Source organism: Streptomyces sp. JJ66 (assembly GCF_019303495.1).
Lineage (GTDB): Bacteria > Actinomycetota > Actinomycetes > Streptomycetales > Streptomycetaceae > Streptomyces.
In genome coordinates this window covers 2,142-19,581 of record NZ_JAEVFI010000020.1, presented here as the reverse complement: position 1 = coordinate 19,581, position 17,440 = coordinate 2,142, and the positions used below count along the sequence as shown (strand labels likewise).

At 70.5% G+C, this 17,440-nt stretch carries 18 protein-coding genes; 6 read left to right on the top strand and 12 right to left on the bottom strand.

Annotation, left to right across the window (positions count from 1 at the left end; all coding sequences use genetic code 11):
- The first annotated feature begins 102 nt into the window (after positions 1-102).
- Positions 103-447 carry a hypothetical protein gene (locus JJV70_RS15730; protein WP_219048608.1) on the top strand — a complete coding sequence of 115 codons (345 nt, stop codon included), beginning with the start codon at positions 103-105 and terminating at the stop codon, positions 445-447.
- Entirely contained in the window at positions 444-1,502 is a 1,059-nt protein-coding gene (locus tag JJV70_RS15725) for a zeta toxin family protein (RefSeq protein ID WP_219048607.1), read from the top strand. Before JJV70_RS15730 ends, JJV70_RS15725 begins: the two co-directional genes overlap by 4 nt.
- A gap of 320 nt (positions 1,503-1,822) precedes the next feature.
- Here JJV70_RS15725 and JJV70_RS15720 read toward each other — a convergent pair whose 3' ends face one another.
- The 8 genes from JJV70_RS15720 to JJV70_RS15685 are packed head-to-tail and all read right to left on the bottom strand — an operon-like array spanning position 1,823 to position 10,233.
- A complete protein-coding gene (locus tag JJV70_RS15720; protein WP_219048606.1) occupies positions 1,823-2,425 on the bottom strand; it encodes a DUF4913 domain-containing protein in 603 nt (200 codons plus the stop codon).
- Positions 2,415-4,154 carry a type IV secretory system conjugative DNA transfer family protein gene (locus JJV70_RS15715; RefSeq protein ID WP_219048605.1) on the bottom strand — a complete coding sequence of 580 codons (1,740 nt, stop codon included), beginning with the start codon at positions 4,152-4,154 and terminating at the stop codon, positions 2,415-2,417. The genes JJV70_RS15720 and JJV70_RS15715 overlap by 11 nt, the downstream gene beginning before the upstream one ends.
- Positions 4,155-4,190: 36 nt before the next feature.
- On the bottom strand, positions 4,191-5,711 hold the full coding sequence (locus JJV70_RS15710; RefSeq protein WP_219048604.1) for an ATP-binding protein: 1,521 nt from the start codon (positions 5,709-5,711) through the stop codon (positions 4,191-4,193).
- Between the two features lie 5 nt (positions 5,712-5,716).
- On the bottom strand, positions 5,717-7,168 hold the full coding sequence (locus JJV70_RS15705; protein WP_308294834.1) for an SCO6880 family protein: 1,452 nt from the start codon (positions 7,166-7,168) through the stop codon (positions 5,717-5,719).
- The gene (locus JJV70_RS15700; RefSeq protein WP_219048603.1) at positions 7,165-8,667 is read right to left on the bottom strand and encodes a hypothetical protein; all 1,503 of its coding nucleotides are present in this window, start codon (positions 8,665-8,667) and stop codon (positions 7,165-7,167) included. The genes JJV70_RS15705 and JJV70_RS15700 overlap by 4 nt, the downstream gene beginning before the upstream one ends.
- Complete coding sequence (locus tag JJV70_RS15695; RefSeq protein WP_219048602.1) at positions 8,664-9,446, bottom strand: hypothetical protein; 783 nt, start codon at positions 9,444-9,446, stop codon at positions 8,664-8,666. Before JJV70_RS15695 ends, JJV70_RS15700 begins: the two co-directional genes overlap by 4 nt.
- 19 nt (positions 9,447-9,465) lie before the next feature.
- Positions 9,466-9,741 (bottom strand): hypothetical protein, encoded by a 276-nt coding sequence (locus JJV70_RS15690; protein WP_219048601.1) that lies wholly within the window; start codon positions 9,739-9,741, stop codon positions 9,466-9,468.
- 6 nt (positions 9,742-9,747) lie between these two features.
- Entirely contained in the window at positions 9,748-10,233 is a 486-nt protein-coding gene (locus JJV70_RS15685) for a hypothetical protein (RefSeq protein ID WP_219048600.1), read from the bottom strand.
- A gap of 105 nt (positions 10,234-10,338) precedes the next feature.
- Between JJV70_RS15685 and JJV70_RS23520 the strand changes: the two genes are divergently transcribed.
- Both JJV70_RS23520 and JJV70_RS15675 read left to right on the top strand, forming a co-directional pair.
- On the top strand, positions 10,339-10,788 hold the full coding sequence (locus JJV70_RS23520) for a helix-turn-helix transcriptional regulator (protein WP_219048599.1): 450 nt from the start codon (positions 10,339-10,341) through the stop codon (positions 10,786-10,788).
- Positions 10,785-11,828, top strand: a complete 1,044-nt coding sequence (locus tag JJV70_RS15675; protein ID WP_308294833.1) for a bifunctional lytic transglycosylase/C40 family peptidase — start codon at positions 10,785-10,787, stop codon at positions 11,826-11,828. The genes JJV70_RS23520 and JJV70_RS15675 overlap by 4 nt, the downstream gene beginning before the upstream one ends.
- A gap of 74 nt (positions 11,829-11,902) precedes the next feature.
- Here the strand turns inward: JJV70_RS15675 and JJV70_RS15670 are convergent, their stop codons facing one another.
- The 3 genes from JJV70_RS15670 to mobC are packed head-to-tail and all read right to left on the bottom strand — an operon-like array spanning position 11,903 to position 15,251.
- A complete protein-coding gene (locus tag JJV70_RS15670; RefSeq protein WP_219048598.1) occupies positions 11,903-13,039 on the bottom strand; it encodes a hypothetical protein in 1,137 nt (378 codons plus the stop codon).
- A 14-nt stretch (positions 13,040-13,053) separates the two neighbouring features.
- Entirely contained in the window at positions 13,054-14,820 is a 1,767-nt protein-coding gene (locus JJV70_RS15665; protein WP_219048597.1) for a relaxase/mobilization nuclease domain-containing protein, read from the bottom strand.
- Positions 14,817-15,251, bottom strand: coding sequence for a plasmid mobilization relaxosome protein MobC (mobC, locus tag JJV70_RS23415; protein ID WP_219048596.1), 435 nt, complete (start codon positions 15,249-15,251; stop codon positions 14,817-14,819). The genes JJV70_RS15665 and mobC overlap by 4 nt, the downstream gene beginning before the upstream one ends.
- Positions 15,252-15,496: 245 nt before the next feature.
- Between mobC and JJV70_RS15655 the strand changes: the two genes are divergently transcribed.
- The gene (locus JJV70_RS15655; protein ID WP_219048595.1) at positions 15,497-15,886 is read left to right on the top strand and encodes a hypothetical protein; all 390 of its coding nucleotides are present in this window, start codon (positions 15,497-15,499) and stop codon (positions 15,884-15,886) included.
- 736 nt (positions 15,887-16,622) lie between these two features.
- On the opposite strand, the gene JJV70_RS15650 is transcribed toward JJV70_RS15655, so the two are convergent.
- Positions 16,623-17,054 carry a hypothetical protein gene (locus JJV70_RS15650; protein ID WP_257574032.1) on the bottom strand — a complete coding sequence of 144 codons (432 nt, stop codon included), beginning with the start codon at positions 17,052-17,054 and terminating at the stop codon, positions 16,623-16,625.
- 165 nt (positions 17,055-17,219) lie between these two features.
- Between JJV70_RS15650 and JJV70_RS15645 the strand changes: the two genes are divergently transcribed.
- The coding region (locus JJV70_RS15645) for a hypothetical protein (RefSeq protein ID WP_219048593.1) at positions 17,220-17,440 on the top strand (221 nt) is incomplete at its 3' end.

Genomic DNA, 17,440 nt, shown 5'->3' with positions numbered 1-17,440 from the left:
ACTCACAGGTCCACCGCCACGGGGGCAGTCAGCCGCGCACGGGAGGGTTGCACATCTGACGGGCTGGCTGCGTATCCCGCGAAGGACCGTCCGTCTACGGCAATGATCAGCATCGTTCTGAAGGGGGAAGTCATGGCCACGCCCGGCAGCAACGGGGTCTCCGTCACACACGCGCTGGAGCCGCACCACTGGTCGAACGAGGAGACGGCCGCGTACGAGGCCGCGGTCGAAGCGGTGAACGGCGCGGTCGGTGCCTACAGCGCCCTGATCGCCGCAGAGGAGGCCAAGCCGGAGCTCGACCGGCAGACAGTCCAGAAAGCACGTACAGCTCAGGCAAGACTCGCCCGGGAGCGTGAGGAGCTGCGCTCCAGCGACCGGGAGCAGATCGCCGCAGCCCGGCAGCGCTACTCGCAGCTCGCCCGCGAAGTACGGGGAAGCCTCGCGTGATCGACCCGGCTGAAGTCCAGCGGCACCGGTTACCGGAGACAGAGAACCAGCGCATCTTCCATGAACGGATCGTTCCCGACCTGCTGGCAGGGTGCGCCCCGCAGGAGACGTCTACCGTGGTGTTCCTCATCGGCCAACCCGGTGCCGGCAAGAGCCGGGTCACCGAGGTCGTCGCCGCCACGCTCAACCAGCATGGCGGCTTCGTGGACATCGACAGCGACCTCTACAAGCCCTACCACCCCGCCTACGACGCCCTGATGGCGCAGGACGACACCCTCATGGCCGCTTACACCCGAGCCGACGGCCGGGCGTGGATGGCACAGGCCGAGGACTACGTCCGCTCCCATGGACTCCACGCGATCATCCAGGAGACGTCCCAGAACGCGCAGGCCGTGGAAGACAAGATGCGGGCCTATCGTCAGTCCGGTGCCCGCGTCGAGGCGCTGTTCATGGGAGTGCCCAAGGCGCTGAGCGACCAGGGGATCGTGAACCGGTACTTCGAGCAGCTCGCCGATCGAGGCCAGGGCCGTCTAACTGTCCAGGCCAACGCCGACGAGTCCTTCGAGGGCATCCTCGACCTGGCCGACCGGGTCGACCGCGGCGCCCTTGCCGACCTGGCAAGCGTCTACCGCCGCGGCGAGAACAAGCCCCGCTACGCCAACAGCCTGGACGAGACCGGGCAGTGGGTCGCACCGCCGGCCTGCCGTGACGGGGTCGAGGCCGAGCGCACCCGTCCCCTTTCAGCACCCGAGAGCAAGGGTTTCGTCGATACCCAGCTGCGGCTGCGTGAGGCCAGCCGTGGACTTGGCCTAGAGTGGCCCCAGCGACTGGCTCGGATCGAGCGGAGCGCGGTCCCGATTCTGCGGCCCGCTGACGCGCAGCGGCTTGCGTCGGCGGCGCGGCCGTCCTCCGCTGCCGCCCGGCTCCGGAGTACCACCTCCTCCCGGAAGCCGGACCAACCTGGGCGCGGCCCCGCCCACGACACCGGCTCCACGCGCCAGCCGCCTCGGTACCGGCCGGATGGCCCCGAAAGTGGACGTGGCCGCAGCAGGTAGCCCTGGTGCCAAAACGGCGGCGGCCTACGGGACTCCCTAGGCCGCCGCCGTAGCCGAAGGCCGTGGCTCCCTTCTCCCTCCTTGCCTGCCCAGTTCCCTCGTCACAGGCCCATCCCTTCGGTTGCGACGCCCGGCCGGGCAGCTCTACACCGGCTCCCTGCACACCCACGCCCGGTGCACCGCCGACGCCCTCACCCCCGTTGGACCAGGTCATCGAGCCGTATGACCACACATGGAAGGGCGCCGGCAGCGTCAAGAGGCCACCAAGGCAACGGCCGCCGCGAGACGCGGGCTGGGGAAGCCCACGGTGTGGGGCTGCGTCAGTTCTCGGCGTGCATCCAGGCGCTGGGCACCAAACTGGGCATGCGGTGCTCGATCTGATGCTCACCCTTGACGCAGCCACCGAACGGTCCGGTGGACGCGCGCAGCTCCCGCATGGCGGGGTCCAGGTGGTCGCGGTGCCACACCGAGGGGCCGGTGTACCCGCAGGACGCCGGGTCTGTCAGCTCCTGCCAGGCGAGCCACACGGCGTGGAGGCGGGCGATGGCGACGGGGTGCTCCCACCACAGGTGGCACCACCGGGCATCGGCTGACGGCTCCGCGAGGTAGCCGGGTACCAGCACCCCCTCCACCCACTCGATCAGGGCGCGCAGCTCGTCGTCGTACTCCGGCGGGTCCAGTAGCAGAATGAACGGCGGGTACTGCCACTCCTCGTCGTCGCCGTCCTCGTCGGGGGTGGCCTCCGTGCCGGCCGTCTCCTCCGCAGCGCCCGCGTCGGCGGATTGTTCCGCGGGCTCGGTGTCCTCGTCCTCGCTAGCCGTGAGCGTCTTTACCAGGGCGGACAGGCTCGCCACCTGGGTCTTGAGGTCTTCTATGTCCTCGAACATGCCGATCGGCACGTTCAGCTCTGGCTCATCGGGCATGGCGGGCCGCCTTCCGTTCCTCGTATGCCGCTACGGCCCGTTTGGTGATGGCGGCCTCCTCGTCGCGCATCTGGGGGCCGATGTGGGCCATCACCTTCTCCGCGTACCAGGGGCGCAGGGCGATCTGAGCGACGGGCATGCCGGTGGACAGCAGCAGGGCCGTGCCCTTCTTCATGGCGCGGATCTCGGCCGGATCGAGGACCTGCTCGCGCTGCTCGGAGACGCTGCGGCTGTAGCCTTCCTTGCTCTTGGAGTAGGAGCCGCGGTCTACGTAGTGCGCGCCGGTCAGGGTGCTGACGTCACCCGCGAACTTGGCATCGTCCAGGCCAACGCCGATCAGTTTCTTGGTGGCCGCGCTCCACATCGCGTCCATGCCCACTTCGCCCCACGCCTTCACGCCCTGGCGGTAGGACTGGAGGATGACGAAGGGGGTGATGCCGCGGCTGCCGAGGTGGCTGTAGAGGTCGGGCAGGTCCGCGATCCGGCAGATGTTCGCCGCCTCGTCCAGGACTGCGCGCATCGGCTCGGGAAGGCGTCCGCCGTGCCGCTCTCCGGCCTCGGCTCCGGCGGTGAATACCGCGTCGGCGAGGGCGGCCACGACGGCGCTGGCCGGGCCGCCCTTCTTGCTCAGCAGGTACAGGGTGTCCTTGCTGGTGGCGAAGTGTTCGGGGTCGAACCGCGGGTGGCGCCGGTCCGGGGTGACCCACGCCAGCACCTTCTCGTCCCGCAGGGCGCTGACGGCGGTACGCGCGTTCTGGTAGATGCCGGACTGGGTTTCCTCGGCGATGTTGATGGAGGAGTCCACCTGCTCGGCGAGCACGGGTTCGCGCTCATAGAGCACGCGCAGCGGCGCCTTCTCCTTCGGGTCGGCCAGCCACTTCATGACGTCGCGGACGGTGCCGCCCTCCCACCAGGCGGCCCGGAACAGACCGACCAGGAGGTCCCCGGCGGCCTGGGACCAAAACGGGTCGGCTTGCTCGCTGGTGATCTGGGTGACGAAGTGGGAGGCGAGGCGTTCAGCGCCCTCCAGGGTGTCCGCCTGGGCGATCATGTCCCACCACATCTGCCGCTCGGCCTGGGCCACGCCCTGGGTGTCCAAGATCCATGCCTGTCCCAGGCGGGAGCGGCTGGCGAGGGTCGCGGCGTAGACGTCGGCCTTGTTGGACGTCATCAGCAAGCTGCCCGGGGCCTCTTCGGCAACCGGAATGGCCAGGGAGGTGGACTTGCCCGCGCGCGGGGCCATGATCGCCACGTAGGTGTCCTCGTCCGAGCCGCGCAGCTCCACTTTCGAGGGCAGGTGGTCCCCCAGCAGCACACCGCGGTCGGCCGGTGCCACGTCCTTGGGTGCCACGTCCTTGAGGGAGGCCCGCAGCCGGGTCGCGGTGCGGGCCGCGGGTTTGGGGGTTAGCTCGCGCACCTGGTGCAAGCCAGCCAGGCTGGCGGGGTTGCGGAACCAGCGCAGGCCCCAGCGCAGGCCCCAGATCACGGCAGCGAGCACCAGGACGTTGGCGGTGATGGCACCGGCCAGGGACTCCGTGGGCGACTGCGCCCACACCGCGTCCCAGTCGCTCACCATCCGCGCTACGGTCAGCGGGGACGGTGGCGCGGCCTCGGCGCCGGTCACGGCGGCGCCGGCAGCCGCCCCGGCCCAGGTGGCGGCCGACAGCAGCGCCGCCCCGCCCACCAGGGTGCCGCCGACCAGCCAGTGGCGGTCATTCTCCGTCATCATCAGCCCTGAAGCCCCCTTCGTGGTCTGCTGGTCGGTTTAGTCGGACGCGGTGTTGTGGTCGGTGTGGTAGAGCCTGGCCTCAACGGTTGTCAGCTCGGTGGCGGCCGCGATGCCGGGCCGGGTGCCGATTTTGATGAGGTATTTGCCGCGCCCGGGGTGCACCTGGTCGCTGGTGTCCAGGCCGGTGCTGGTAGCTGAGGACCAGGACTGGATCATCAGCCGTTCCTGCTCGGTCAGGGCCCGCTTACCGGTGACGCGAGTCAGTTCCTCGGAGGTGGAGGCGCCGATCACCCAGGTGTCGCAGCGGTCCATCAGTCCGCGGGCTTTGGCGCGGTCTTCCTCGGTGGGCAGGGACTCGCTGTCCAGCAGGGAGTGGGTGACGTAGACGGTAACGTCGTCGGTGGTGCGGTTCAGGCGGCTGATCGCGTCCATGGCGTCCACCAGGCCTGGGCCCGAGCGCAGAGCGCGCCACATCTCGTCCATGGGCAGGACCAGTTTGCGGCGCATCATGCCGATGCTGCGGGCGCTGTCGATGGAGGAGTAGGCATACGCCCAGGTGGCGATCATTCCGGCGGAGATGACGTCGTTTCCGCGGGCGCGCAGCCCGGAGATGTCCACCGACACCGCAGGGGCGTCCAGGTCCATCGGGGCGGTCGTCGGCCCGTCAAAGAGCCCTTTGAGCGGCCCGTCGCACAGGTTGTCCAGCCCGGCGATGACCGAGCGGGTCAGGGTTTTGTAGGCGTCGCCGTCGGCGGCGAGCTTGGCCCGCAGCGGTTCGGGGGCCTGCCGCAGCACCGTGATCACGTCGGGGATGATCGGGTCGGCGCCCGGGTGTGCGTCGGCGGCCAGCTGCACGGCGGTGTTCAGCGCGCTGCGCTCGATCTCGTTCGGCGCCCGTCCAAGGCCGTTCTTGGTGGACAGCAGCGCGCCGAGGGTCTCCAGGCGGCGGCCGGTCAGGACGTCCAGCAGTGCGTCGCGTTCGGCCGCGGGAAGGGTTTGCGAGCGGCCCTTGAGCGGACCGGAGTCCAGCGGGTTGATGCGCCCGGCGCCGTCGCCGATGCGCACCACGCTGCCTCCCAGCTCGCTGACCAGCGAGCTGTACTCTCCCTTGACGTCGCCGGGCACACACACCATGTAGCCGTAGGCGCAGTAGACCAGGCACACCCGTTTGACCAGGGCGGACTTGCCCGCGCCCGGCTGCGACATCACCCACACGCCGGGGTTGGTGGTCAGCCGCCCGGTCCAGCCTGAGGGGTCGATGCACACCAGCTCGCCAGTGAGCACGTCCCGGCCCACCGGCACTCCCCTGGGCGGCAGTCCCGCCCCCAGCAAGAAGGGGTAGACGCCGCCGACCTGGCTGGACGGCCCGGTGTAGACGGTGCCGGAATCCTCGGCCGGGGCTCGGCCGCTGAACCGCCCGCCCCAGCCCAGCCGTCCGGCGAAGGTGCGCCGCCGCCGCTGCGTCTCCTGCTTCTCGGCCCGCGCGGCGGTCTTGTCGACGGCCCCGGGGACCGCCATACGCCGTGGGGTGGTCACCTGAGAGGGTTTGCGCGCCATCGGCCTCAGTCCTTCACCAGCGGGTTGTAGCCCAGCGGCAGACCGGCGGCGAAGACGGCCGCCTGGGCCCCGAAAGCTGGCCGCATCCGGATACCGCGGGTGGCCTTCACCGCGCGCTCGGTCTCCTGGCGGGCGGCGGGCAACTCGACCGTGCTGCGCGCGGTGGTGGTCACCATCAGCGTCCAGTCCACGACCTGCGCGCCACTGGCGGCCTGCACCGCGGCCTTCTCCGCCCGGGCGTAGTCGGCCTTCTGCGACCACTTGGCCCGGCCTTTCACCTGCGCGGTGGCCTGCGCGCGCTGCTCGGCGTTGCTGATCTCGCGCTCCAAGACCGCCTCTCCCTCGTGCGGGTCGAGTACCCGGTAGGCCAGGGTGACGCGCCGCTGGTAGCGGCCAGGGCTGAGCAGCGGCAGCAGCACGCTGTAGGGGATGGGGCGGCGCGGCATCTCCCGCAGCACCCAGGAGAACGACACGCCCCCGTCGTGGGCGTACTCCTCCCAGCCGTCATCGGCGGCCTGCGGCCCGCACTCCGACCAGCCCAGCTCGGCGAACTCCTCATCGCGCGCGTGGAAGGCGTCAGGGTCGTAGGCGGAGCGCACCAGGCGGCGCACGTCCACGTCGGTGGCGCGGCGGTAGATGTCGGTGCCGGTGCCGCTCAGGTCGAGCGAGTCCACCACCCGCAGCGCCTCGGCGACCTGCTCGTGCAAGTCGCTGGGCGGGTTCGCGGCCGCGCCCGGATCGACGGTGACGCTCATCCACGGCGCCACCGACGCGGTCGCGTGCGGCGTGGTCCTCACCAATTCGTCGATGGTGGTCCGCGCCAGCGCTGGAGCCTCAGGCCGCTTGCGCCGCTTGACGTCATCCCCGAGTGCTTCCCCGGCTCCAGGGGTCACCTGGATGGTGACCGATGCGCCCTTGATCTGCTCATCGGTGCTCATGGCGTCCAGCACGCTGCCCCAGGTGCGGATGTTGCCCTGCACCGCGTTGGTCGGGGCCATCAAACTGCCGCCGGGAGCCAGCAGCGTGGAGACCGTCATACGGCCCGTCGCCCGGTCGTGCACGACTCCGACCGTCTTGCCGCTGGTCGGGTCGTGGGCCTTGATCAACGTCGAAGACGCGCCCACGCCCGGCAGGTCCAGCGCAAATGGGTGGGGCAGCAGCACCCGCCGGTAGGCGGTCGCCTCCGACCGTGTCGCCCGCCGCCAGGAGAACTTCGCCCAGTAGTACGACATCGCTGACATCCCGTGCCGCCGCGCGGCCGCCAGCCCGATCACCCCCAGCGTCAGCGGCAAGGTGACCACCAAGGTCAGCGGCTCGGTGGAAGCGATGATGCCGTCCGCCGCCAGGGCGAGGGCGGCGAGCATCGTCCCGCCCTTGGACAGGTTGCCGAATCCGAAGTCGCGGCGCGTGCGGAACCCGTCCACCCGCAGCGCGCCCGGCACCTCATGTGTGCTCACAGTTTGCCCCCGTTGCCCAACTCATCCGAGCCTTTCTGCATGGTGTCGTTGACCCCGTCGAGTACCTCGATCGCCAGTCCGGCCGCACCGGCAGCTGTCGAGGCCCCCGCGCTCGCGGTGCCCGCGCCCACCGCGCCGGTGCCCGACTTGGCCGAACCTCCCACGCTCACGCCCACATCCACGCCGGGGTCGGTGGTACGGCCCTGGGCGGGCACCTTGGCGCCCGCCCAGGTGCGGGTGGCGTGGGCCACGGCTTCTCGACCGCCGGCGGAATCATCACTGCCGCCGTGGCCCCCGTCGCCGTTCTTGCTGTAGCCGCCCATGGTCTTCTCCACGTACTGGGCGTGCTTGACCGCGTCAGTGATCTCCGAGGAGTCCTCGCGGGACTCGGTGGTCTCGGTGGTCTCGCTACTGCGGCGCTCGAAGTAGGAGCCGACGCTGGCGGCCGCACCCAGCGCCCCGCCAGCCCCCATGCCCGCTCCCACTTCCGCCCCGATCGGGGCGAACAGCCGGGTCAGCGGGCCCGGAGCCAGCACGCCCAGGACCAGCGTGGCCAGGCCGCGCAGCCACTCCGCCAGCGTGCTGGAGTGCCCGAACTCGGCAAAGCCGGTGCAGATGATGATCGCCAGGATCGGCTTGTAGGCGATCACCACCAAAATGGAGGTGATCAGCCGAGGAGCCCACTGCCGCGTCGCCTCCCCGCCCATGCGTCCGGCGCCGGCGATCGGCAGCAGCAGGCACTGGATCGGGATGGCTGACTGGCGCAGGAACACCAGCACCATCTGAATGAAGCCGACCAGCAGCAAGGCGATGACGATGCCCAGCACGAGCATCGGGTTGGCGACCGAGGGAGGCATCAGCACCGTGATGAACCGATCGTAGGCCGGGCCGCCGGTGCCGAACACGGCGTCAACCAGCCCGTTGGTAAAGGCGTCCCCCAAGGCCAGCAGGGACGCGACGATCGTCAGCCCGATGCCGGTCAGCAGCGCGTTTTGCACCCAGCCGACCATCGCCTGCCCGGCGTACTTCAACTGGCCGGTCAGGGCCATCTTGCCCAGCTGCCACATCAGCCCGAACGTGGCCAGAACCCAGCCCAGCCACACCAGCATGCCCGCCAAAGACACCTGGCTGTCCTCGCCGAACAGCCCGGTGGCCTCCAGGTCCAAGGACGGGCCGATCAGCGCCACGGTGAACATTTTCCGCAGCAGCCACGTCACCGCGTCCTCAGCCGAGCGGATCACATCACCAAAGATCGAGTCCCATACCGCGTCCCATGCCTCATCAACCTTCTTCTGCGCGACCTTGCCCACAGCTTCGCAATAGTCAATATCGAAGTCGAGGTCATCAACAGCATCAAGAAGCCAACCGGCACCGGAGGCCTCGCACGCAAACTCGGTCACGTCACCGGTGATGCCGTCATCCGCAACCGCGAGCGGCGCGGACACCAGGCACAACACCGCCATGAGCCCAAACAGCAGCGCCAGCAGACGCCGCCTCACGACGCCTCCCGAAGCGCAGTCCACCCGGCCTCGTTGAACGCGGCATCGCCGGGAGCGGCAATCCCGGGTTCCTCTCCCTTCGCCTGCTGCGCGGCGCGCGCCGTCCCGTCCAGCGACAGCTTCCAATCCCCGCCCTCCCACACAGCAGCCATGAGGGTACGCGTATAGGTCGTACTTTCCTGAGCCCGCTCGTTGCCCCTGGCCACGGTGCGGCCCAGCAGCCACCCGCTGACCTCCCCCGGCGACTCCTCAACGACCTGAAACCCCACCACATAGCTGCGCAGGTACGCCCCCTGGGGCAGCGGCCCGTCCACGTCAGCGCCCATACGTCGGCGCAGATCCTTCTCCCGCTCCCGGGCCTGGAGTTCGATCCGCTCGGCGTAATCCTCGCTTCGGCGCGCCGCAGACAGGTAAGAGTCGTAGATGCCCAGCTGCTCCTCGACAAGCGTCCGGTCACCCTCCACAACGGTGGTGTTGACGCTGGCCAGCATCGCCACCGCACCCTCGGTGCTGCGGGGGAAGCCGACCTCGTTACCGTTGCCGTCCGTCTCCTTCCCCCGGGGCAAAACAGCCCACCGCTCCGGCTCGGTCCACTCCTGCGGCGTGCTGTAGCTCGGCCCGGGAGAGGGCCCGGCGGAGGGGCTGCCGCCAGCCTCGTCCGGCGGGGCGGCAGAGCCGTCACCACCGTCGAAAACGGCGTAGCCGGTCAGGGCGAGCACGGCGATGGCCGTGCCGCCCGCGGCCCACATCGCCGCCCGGTTCAGCTTCGTCCTGCTCATCCTCGCCATAACCCCTGCCTCAGCTCGCGATGCCGTTGATGATGGCGATCAGCGACCCGGACAGCAGCACGGCCGCGATCCCGCCCCCCATCCATTTGAACGGCTCGGACCCGCCACCGTGCCGCGACTTGTCGGCCACCGCAAGCTTGTAAACGCCGAAGCCGGTTGCCGCAGCACCGGCGAGCACCAGCAGCCACAGCGCATAGCCGAACAGCTCCGAGACGGTGCCGTCCATACCAGGGATCGGGGTGGGGTCGGCCCCGGGAACGATGTCGGCCAACATGATCAGATCCATCGCGGGTCACTTTCCTTCGAGTTGGCGGCGCAGCTTGGCGGCCGCGATCTGTACGTCCTTGTGCTCCAGGGCGGCCTCGGCGTCCTCGACCGTGCGCAGACTCGGCAGGTACGGGATGCGCGCCACGCCCACCACACGCTCATGCAAAGCGCGGAACCGGTAGCGGGCCGGGGCCGCTGGCCGCGCGGGAGCATCCGAGACCAGCACCAGCCACGGCTTAGGCGGGCGATGCACAGCCGACCCCCACGCCTGGAGCAGGCGCTCCACGCACACCGCGCCGTACACGGTGGTCTCCGCCAGCAGCACCGGCTGGGCCCCGTACGGAATCGCCTCGTTGGGAGCCAGCACGCGGGCCACGCCGTTGCCCTCCACATCGAGCATGCGGGCGACCGTGGCCACCGCGATGCCGTATCCGTGCACAGGGATCAGCACATACCTCGGGCCGAGCCCGGCGCCGTGTGGAACCGACGGCGCCGTCGGTTCAGCGATCATCAAACCTCCCCCGGTTACAGACACCACCTTTGGACGGTGGGACCACTGAGGGTAGCGTGATCAGGCGGTCACAAGTGAGTAGCATTTTCTGGACGCGGAGGTCAGGTGTCCTGGTTCGACGGAACGCGCGTGCGCACACTGCGGTGCCAAGCCGGTATCTGCGTCGAGGACTTAGCCGCCGCAGCGGGCGTCAGCCCCAACACGGTCCGCGCGGCCGAGTCCGGCCGCCACCAGCCACACCCCCGCGTTGCCGCCGCCCTGGCCACCGCCCTCGGCGTCGAAATCGCTGATCTCTCCACCCCATGCCCCATTCTGACCCTCCGGGAGGTCAGAGCCCGCATGGGGCTCACCCAAACGGAGATGGCCGCCCGCATCGGGGTTGCTCGGCAGATGGTCTCCCGCGTCGAACGGGGTGTGGGCGGAGTGGGCGCCCCTACGGCCTGGGCGGCCGCCTACGGACTGGCGGCTGAGCAATGGAAGCGCGCGTTCCGGGCCTCCCGTGATGTAGTACGCGCGAAGGTCACAGCGCGAACCAGTCGGGGGGAAAGCGGGTGAAGGTCCTCAAGGCCTGCACACTGGCCGTCGCCACCACCATGGCGACGGCCTTCGGCTTGCTGGTCCTGGCCCTGACCGACGCCGACGCCGAGGCTTTCGAGTTCACGCCCGCAGGCGGCGAGCTGGCCGCAGTGCCCGACGCGTTCCGGGAGTGGATCGCGAAGGCCTCTGAGGAGTGCCACCACCCTGAGCTGTCTCCCGCTCTGCTGGCAGCCCAGCTCCAGCAGGAATCCGGATTCCGTACCGACCGCAACACCGTCTCCAGCGCCGACGCCCAAGGACCGGCCCAATTCATCCCCAGCACGTGGGCGACCTGGGGCCGCGACGAAGACGGCAACGGTGTCGCCGACCCCTTCGACATCGGCGACGCCGTAATGGCCCAGGGCCGCTACATGTGCTCGCTGCTGAGCGACGCGAAGACATCCGGCTACGGCGGCGATGTCCGCGCCCTGGCCCTGGCCGGATACAACGCTGGCTGGGGCGCCGTAGAAGACTACAAAGGCGTCCCGCCCTACACCGAGACGCAAAACTACGTGCGGATCATTCTGGCCAGCATCAAAGACTTCCAGGGCCCCGCCCCGCTGGACGTCCACGGCTCGGGCACCGGCCCCAACGCCCTGCGCAAGGCCGCCACCCAACTCGGCCTGCCCTACGCCTACGGCGGCGGCACCCCCAACGGCCCCTCCACCGGATTCTGCGACGGCGTCAACGGCTACACCAGCGGCACGTGCGTCGCCGACGACACCGTCGGCTGGGACTGCTCATCACTGGTGCAGTACGCCCTCTGGCCCGCCACACAACTCCCCCGCACCGCAGCCGCCCAGTACGGAGCCACCTCCAGCCGACCCGTCGCCCGCGCCGACCTCCAGCCCGGCGACCTGATGTTCTGGCGCGACAGCTCCGGTTTCATCTACCACGTCGCCCTCTACGCCGACGACGGCAACGTCCTGCACGCACCACGCACCGGACAGAACGTCAAGATCGAAGCCATCGACACCGCCATGCCCGCCGCCGACTACCTCGGCGCCACCCGGCCGTAAGGCCACCGCAACACGAGGTGCCGCAGCCCGGGCTTCCGCCCGGGCTGCGGCACCTCGCTTCGTCGACCAGCGTGCTACCGGGTCTTGCCACTCTTCGAAGCAGGCCCGGACTCCCGGTGCGCGGTCACTGCGGGGTCGGCCGGCGCCGACCCCTTCGCGGCCGCCTTAGTAGGGCCCAGACTCGGCGATGTCGACCGGGCCGCCGCAGTGTTCACCTTCGGACCCGGAACCGCCGGTGCACCCACCGGCTTACGCAACGCGTCATTGGCAGCCTGGACCAGCCGCCGTCCCATCTGCGACTGCGGACCCGCCTGCCATGAGGGGTCCTTCGACAACCGCGCCAGGTGCTCCGCGACCGGCTGCCCCTTGCTCTCCATGTCCGCCATCCTCGCGGCAACCAGCGGCCACTGGCGAGCCGACACCAAAAGGTCCGCCTCCCGCTCCGCCCCAGACATCACCTCGCGCACCATCCGCGCAAACCGCTGATTCTCCGACGGTGAGACAGCCAGCTGCCGAAGCGCCCGCTCCCGCACCCCCAAATCCAAATCCTTGGGGATATCCAGCCCAATCGTCAGCGGCCCATACGACAGCTTCGCGTCCCGGCTCGTGGTCGGCCCCTCCGCCGCCGCCAGCACCTTAGCGACGGTTTGGTCGACCCCGACGCCCTCCTGGTGCGCGGACGCAAGGATCGCCCGCACATTGACTCCCCGCTCCTCCAGCGTCGCCATGGTCCGCGCCATCTCCGGCCACGCGGGGGAGGACAAGATCGCCTCACGCACCGGCCCCGCCGGCAGCGTCTCCCGCAGTGCCTTCGCCCACTCCTCGGTGCCCTCGCGGGTCACCTTCTCCGCGTTCGCAGCGACCTGGTCCCGTACCTCCACAGTGATCTCACCGACGCGCGGAAGCATCGCCTCCAGATCGACCCCGGCGTCCTGGAGCGCCATAAGCTGCTGGGCGAGGTGGGGCCAGTCCGCGCCCCCCACCAGCGCCGTGGCAATGTCGTCCGGAAGGAACTTTCTGACCTCCTTCGCGGCCCCGGTTGCCGACTTCCCGGCGTCCGGAAGGTGCTCTACTTTCCCTGCCTTCTTCTGCTGCTGACGGCGCACCGCATCCGCCATGGCCGTTACCAGACGGAACGCCATCGCGGAGGTCTGCACCGCCTCAGCGGCGGCCTGCGCGAAGGCATCCCCTTCCGGCATCGGTGTTGCCATGTTCGCTCCCCTCGTTAGCGGGCCCGTCGCGGACCCTTACGCTGCTCATCACCCGGCGGCCGACGTGCCGCTCCGGGCGCCCCCGTCTTGCGCGGCCCACCGCTGCGGCCAGTGAAACCCGTGGACGTCGGCGACGAGATCTTGCCGGTGGTTGTCGCTGTCGCACCGCGCTGACGACTCCACCCGTCCAGTCGCCATGTAAGCACCTCGGCGACCGAGTCCGCTGAGTTCAACTCCCTGCGGGCCGCGACCGTCGCCAGGACGTCGCCCGGATCGTCGCCCGCCTTCTCGACCTCGACCAGACGGGCTTTCAGGGTCGGCCACGCCGGATCGGCCAGGACCTCCCGGGCGTGATCGGGGATGGCCATCTGGACCGTGCCGACCATCGGCCGGGTGCCCGGCGCCGTGACCGCGCGCCGTCCGGTCCCCGCCCGGGCCGCGGTGCGCCTGGACCGGGGCTTGTATTCGCGTGCCGCGTTGACGCCGACGGTCACCTCGACGGCCTCGTGCAGCAGTCGTCCGGCCCGTCCGGCGGCCTCCGCCTGGACCCGGTGCTCCTGTGTCTGATGCCAGCGCCGCGAGGCCTCCACGGCGGTCACCAGGGCGAGCAGCAGACCGAGGGCGGCGACCGTGTCGTTGCGGCCGACGGCCGACACAGACCGGGCGAGGACCTGGTTCGACTCCCGGTAGAGCTGGCGTGCCTGACCCTCCATCTGGCGGGCGGCCGGGGCACGGGATGCCCGCTCGTACTCGTACGCGGCCCTCCGCATCTGGCTGCGTACCAGGTATGGGGACACGACGGCGGCCGTCACGATCAGGTCTCCGAGTGCGGCCACGTCTCCGGCACCGTCGTGCAGTCCTCCGGCCCCGAGCTGGTCGGCGGCGGCACGGACCTTCTCCGCCGCCGTACGCCACGCATCCGCCGGCGCGGCCGCAAGGTTCACCGGCGGTCCGCTCCAGCGTTCGCGCACGCGCGGCAGGGACAGGTCCGGGGCGAGCTTCGTGCCCGGAAAGAACACCGGCTTCTGTCCGCTGTCGCGATCTCCGGGCAGCGCCACGGAGTAGCCGGTCGTGTTGCCGTCCGGGGCGATCCGCTGTTTCACGCGCAGCCCGGCCGCGGCGAGCCGGGCGAAGAAGTCGGCGTCGCTGACGGCGGCGGCCGCCGCCTCGCGCACGGTGCGCTGGAGCGTCTCGCGGACCGGTTCGGATAGTCCCCGGCGCGTTGCCTTGTCGGCCTCTCCGGTCTTCGACCACCTGCGGGCGGTTCCGTCGGCGTGGGCCAGGCGGCGCAGACCGAACTCGATCTCGAACCCGCGCGCGGCTTCCTGCATCCGGAGCTTGCTCCAGCTCGTGTCCGGCTGACGGTCGTCCTCGCGGGCACGGGTCGCCACGATGTGAATGTGGTCGTCGGCGTGGCGCACGGCCACCCACCGGCAACCCTGGTCGTCGGTGTACGGGGCGATGCCGGCGGCGTGCATCATCTCGCGCGCCACCCGGGCCCATTCCTCGTCGGCGAGGAGTCTGTCCTCGGGCGGGTTGCGCACCGCCACATGGAAGACGTGCAACGGCGGCTTCCTGCCCGTCAGGGCGCGTACGGGTGCGTCCAGCAGCATCGCGAGATCGGGGATTGAGAAGTCCTTCGACTTCACCGAATCGGCTACGGAGGGGTCCCACGCGGCGACCATGTGCGGGTCCACGTGTTCGTCCCGCTTGCCCGGCCCGTACAGGTAGTAAAGCAGTCCGGCGGTGTCGTCGCCGGGCGCTGCTTCCTTCGGGATCACGAGCGCGGCCGCCGCTCTCTCATCACCTGGAGGGTGGCCTCGTCGACGTGCCGGACGGTCTCCTGGACCAGTGCCAGTACCGCCCTGATCTGAGCGTTGTCCACCTCGCACTCGGCGTGCAGCCCGTGGGCCACCTGGTTGAGGTTGTTGCCGACACGGCGCAGCTGCGCGCGCTGCCGGATGAGTTCCTGCAAGACCACCTTGGAGTCCGCCGAGACGGGGACCACCTGTTCCGTGGCGACGGCCAGTGACGCCTTGCCGACCCACGCGGCCAGTGCCTGGTTTTCCCGGTCGGCGGCCTCCTGCACGATCGCCAGTTCGGCGTCGTTGAAGGAGACCTTGAAGCGGTGCGACCGGGTCCCGCCCGGCTCGCGCCCACGGCGCCGCACCGGAGGACGCGACGCCCCCTCATCCGCCGGCGACTCGTCCACGCTGGCGCCCCCTCTCCTACCCCTCCCGGCCCATCCCTGGACCAAGTCGACGACATCCAACCTAGTGCAGACCGGCGAGCGATATCCGATTACTGGCCCCAGTAACCTACAACTCGCTTCGGGTGGCTGAGGCCATGGGGAGGCGCACACGGTGCGTATGGCCACCCGTCAAAGGCCGCCGTGGCCTGCGGTGATGGGGCCGTCCCCGCGGCCGCTATCCGGCCGGTTGCCAGTACGATCACGGCATGGCGAGCGCGCACGACATCATGCAGCGAATGAGGGAAGTTCAGGCGGCCCGGGAGGAGGCGTTCAAGCCGCTGGCGGAGATCCTGGGACAGCGCAAGGAACTCCAGCGTCAGTTGGCGGAGACGGACACGCCGTACGGCGAGGCGTTCGCCGCCGCCGAGGCAGCGGGCTGGACCGCAGAGGAGCTGAAGGCGATCGGCGCGGAGGAACCCGCGAGGCGTCCGAAGGCCCGCACGCGCGCGCGGCGGGCGCCGAAGAAGGAGACTGGGAGCGGAGCGTCAGGGCCGTCCGTGCCGGAGCCTTCGGCGGCCCCGCCGGCGGTTGTGATCCCCGGCCAGGAAGGTGCCGCTGAGTCTGCGGCGACGACCGCCGGGAGCACGTCCGACTGACCACGGCAGTCAGAGAGGGGTGCCCGTTGCGCGGGGCCCGTTCGCGTTGCGCACGTATCCCTTTCTGGCCTCTCCCGTGTCCGGCTGGGGCCGCCTTCGAGCCGGTAGCGCCAGGTGAACCGGACCGTTGCAGATTTCTGGAACAAGCGGCGGCTCGCCGAGCCGCCGCTGTTGCCATCGGCTCGTTACAGCAGCAGGCCGCTGCTGCGTGAGCGCGTCGGTCTGCTGTACGAGCAGCAGCCGTGTCCGCCTGGTCTATGCGAATGCTGTGCTGCCCCCGGAGCCGGTCGTGGCGCAGACCGCGAGCACGACCTGGACCACGGGCAGCATCGACTACAGCACTGTCCCGGCCAGGGCCCGGCGGTCCCTGGGCAGGGCGTAGTGGCGGGCAGCGAGGCCGTTCTCGACGGTCTCCGGTCTCGTCGCACAGGAGTGCCGGGACGTCGGCGGCCTCGGTGTCGGAGAGGGTGGGCGGGGGCGACTTTGAGCATCGGCTCACGGAGCTGGTGCGAGCACGCGGCCAGGTCGTCGACGATGGCGCGTAGCGCGGCGACGGCCGGGTTTGCCGGTGGTTCGTCGGGTGCCGGGGGTGGTGCGGTGCGGACGTCGCGGATGGCCTGGCGGACCACGGCGCGTACCGCGGCGGTGTCGCGGGCCTGGGGGCCGCTGTGGGTGAGCGCGGCGAGTCGGCGGGTGATGATCTCCGCGACGGCGTTTGTACGGCCAAAGACGGCGATCAGGGCCCGCTGGGACAGGCCGTGGTCGAGCGCGGCCGCGGCGCCGGGGTCGGTGTCTCGCGTGCGGGACGTCTCGGGGCTGGTGATGCCGCGTCGTGGATCGCGGCGAGCGCGTGGGCGACATCGAGGAGCCGGTACGCCTGGGCGCGGCTGATGCCGAACTCCGCACGGCAGTACGACTCCCAGCTGCTGTGCCCGAGCGACATCCAAACGCGGGCGGTGTGCACGTCGCGGACCCGGGCGGCGAGAACCGTCACGGAGCGCCGGACGTCGTCCATCGCCTCGCGCAGCCCGGCCGTCATCTCCCGGGCGCGAGTCTCGCTCGGCGGCGGCCGCGCCGGTTCGACGCCGTGCTCCTGGCCCTCGTGCTGCTCGCCCACGACTCCATCGTCCTCCGCGCCGGCGGGCGCCACCAGGGCGTGCGGGAGCACGGGGCGCGAGCTCCACCTCACAGGCTCACAGTTCACCCCGCCCACCCGGGGAAACGGCCTGTGAGTCTCCTAGCCTCACAGCATGACACCGCGCGCGGGGCGGGTCTGTCACGCTGATCCGCGACGGCGGGCGCGGGCCTGCCGCACGGCGCGAGAGGGGGCCCGGTGGCGGGGATCGAGCGGGAGCCGGCGGAGGTGCGGATACCCAAGGCGGCGCTGGACGCCTTCGCCGCGGCGCTGAGCGTGCGCACGGTGGCGATGCGGACCTGGCCCGACGGCATTGAGTGGATGTACCCGGTGGGCACGTGGGAGGAGGCGCACCTGGAGGTCGCGCTCATGCCCGGCGGCGAGGAGGTGTGGCTGCGGATGTCCACCGACCGCTCCAG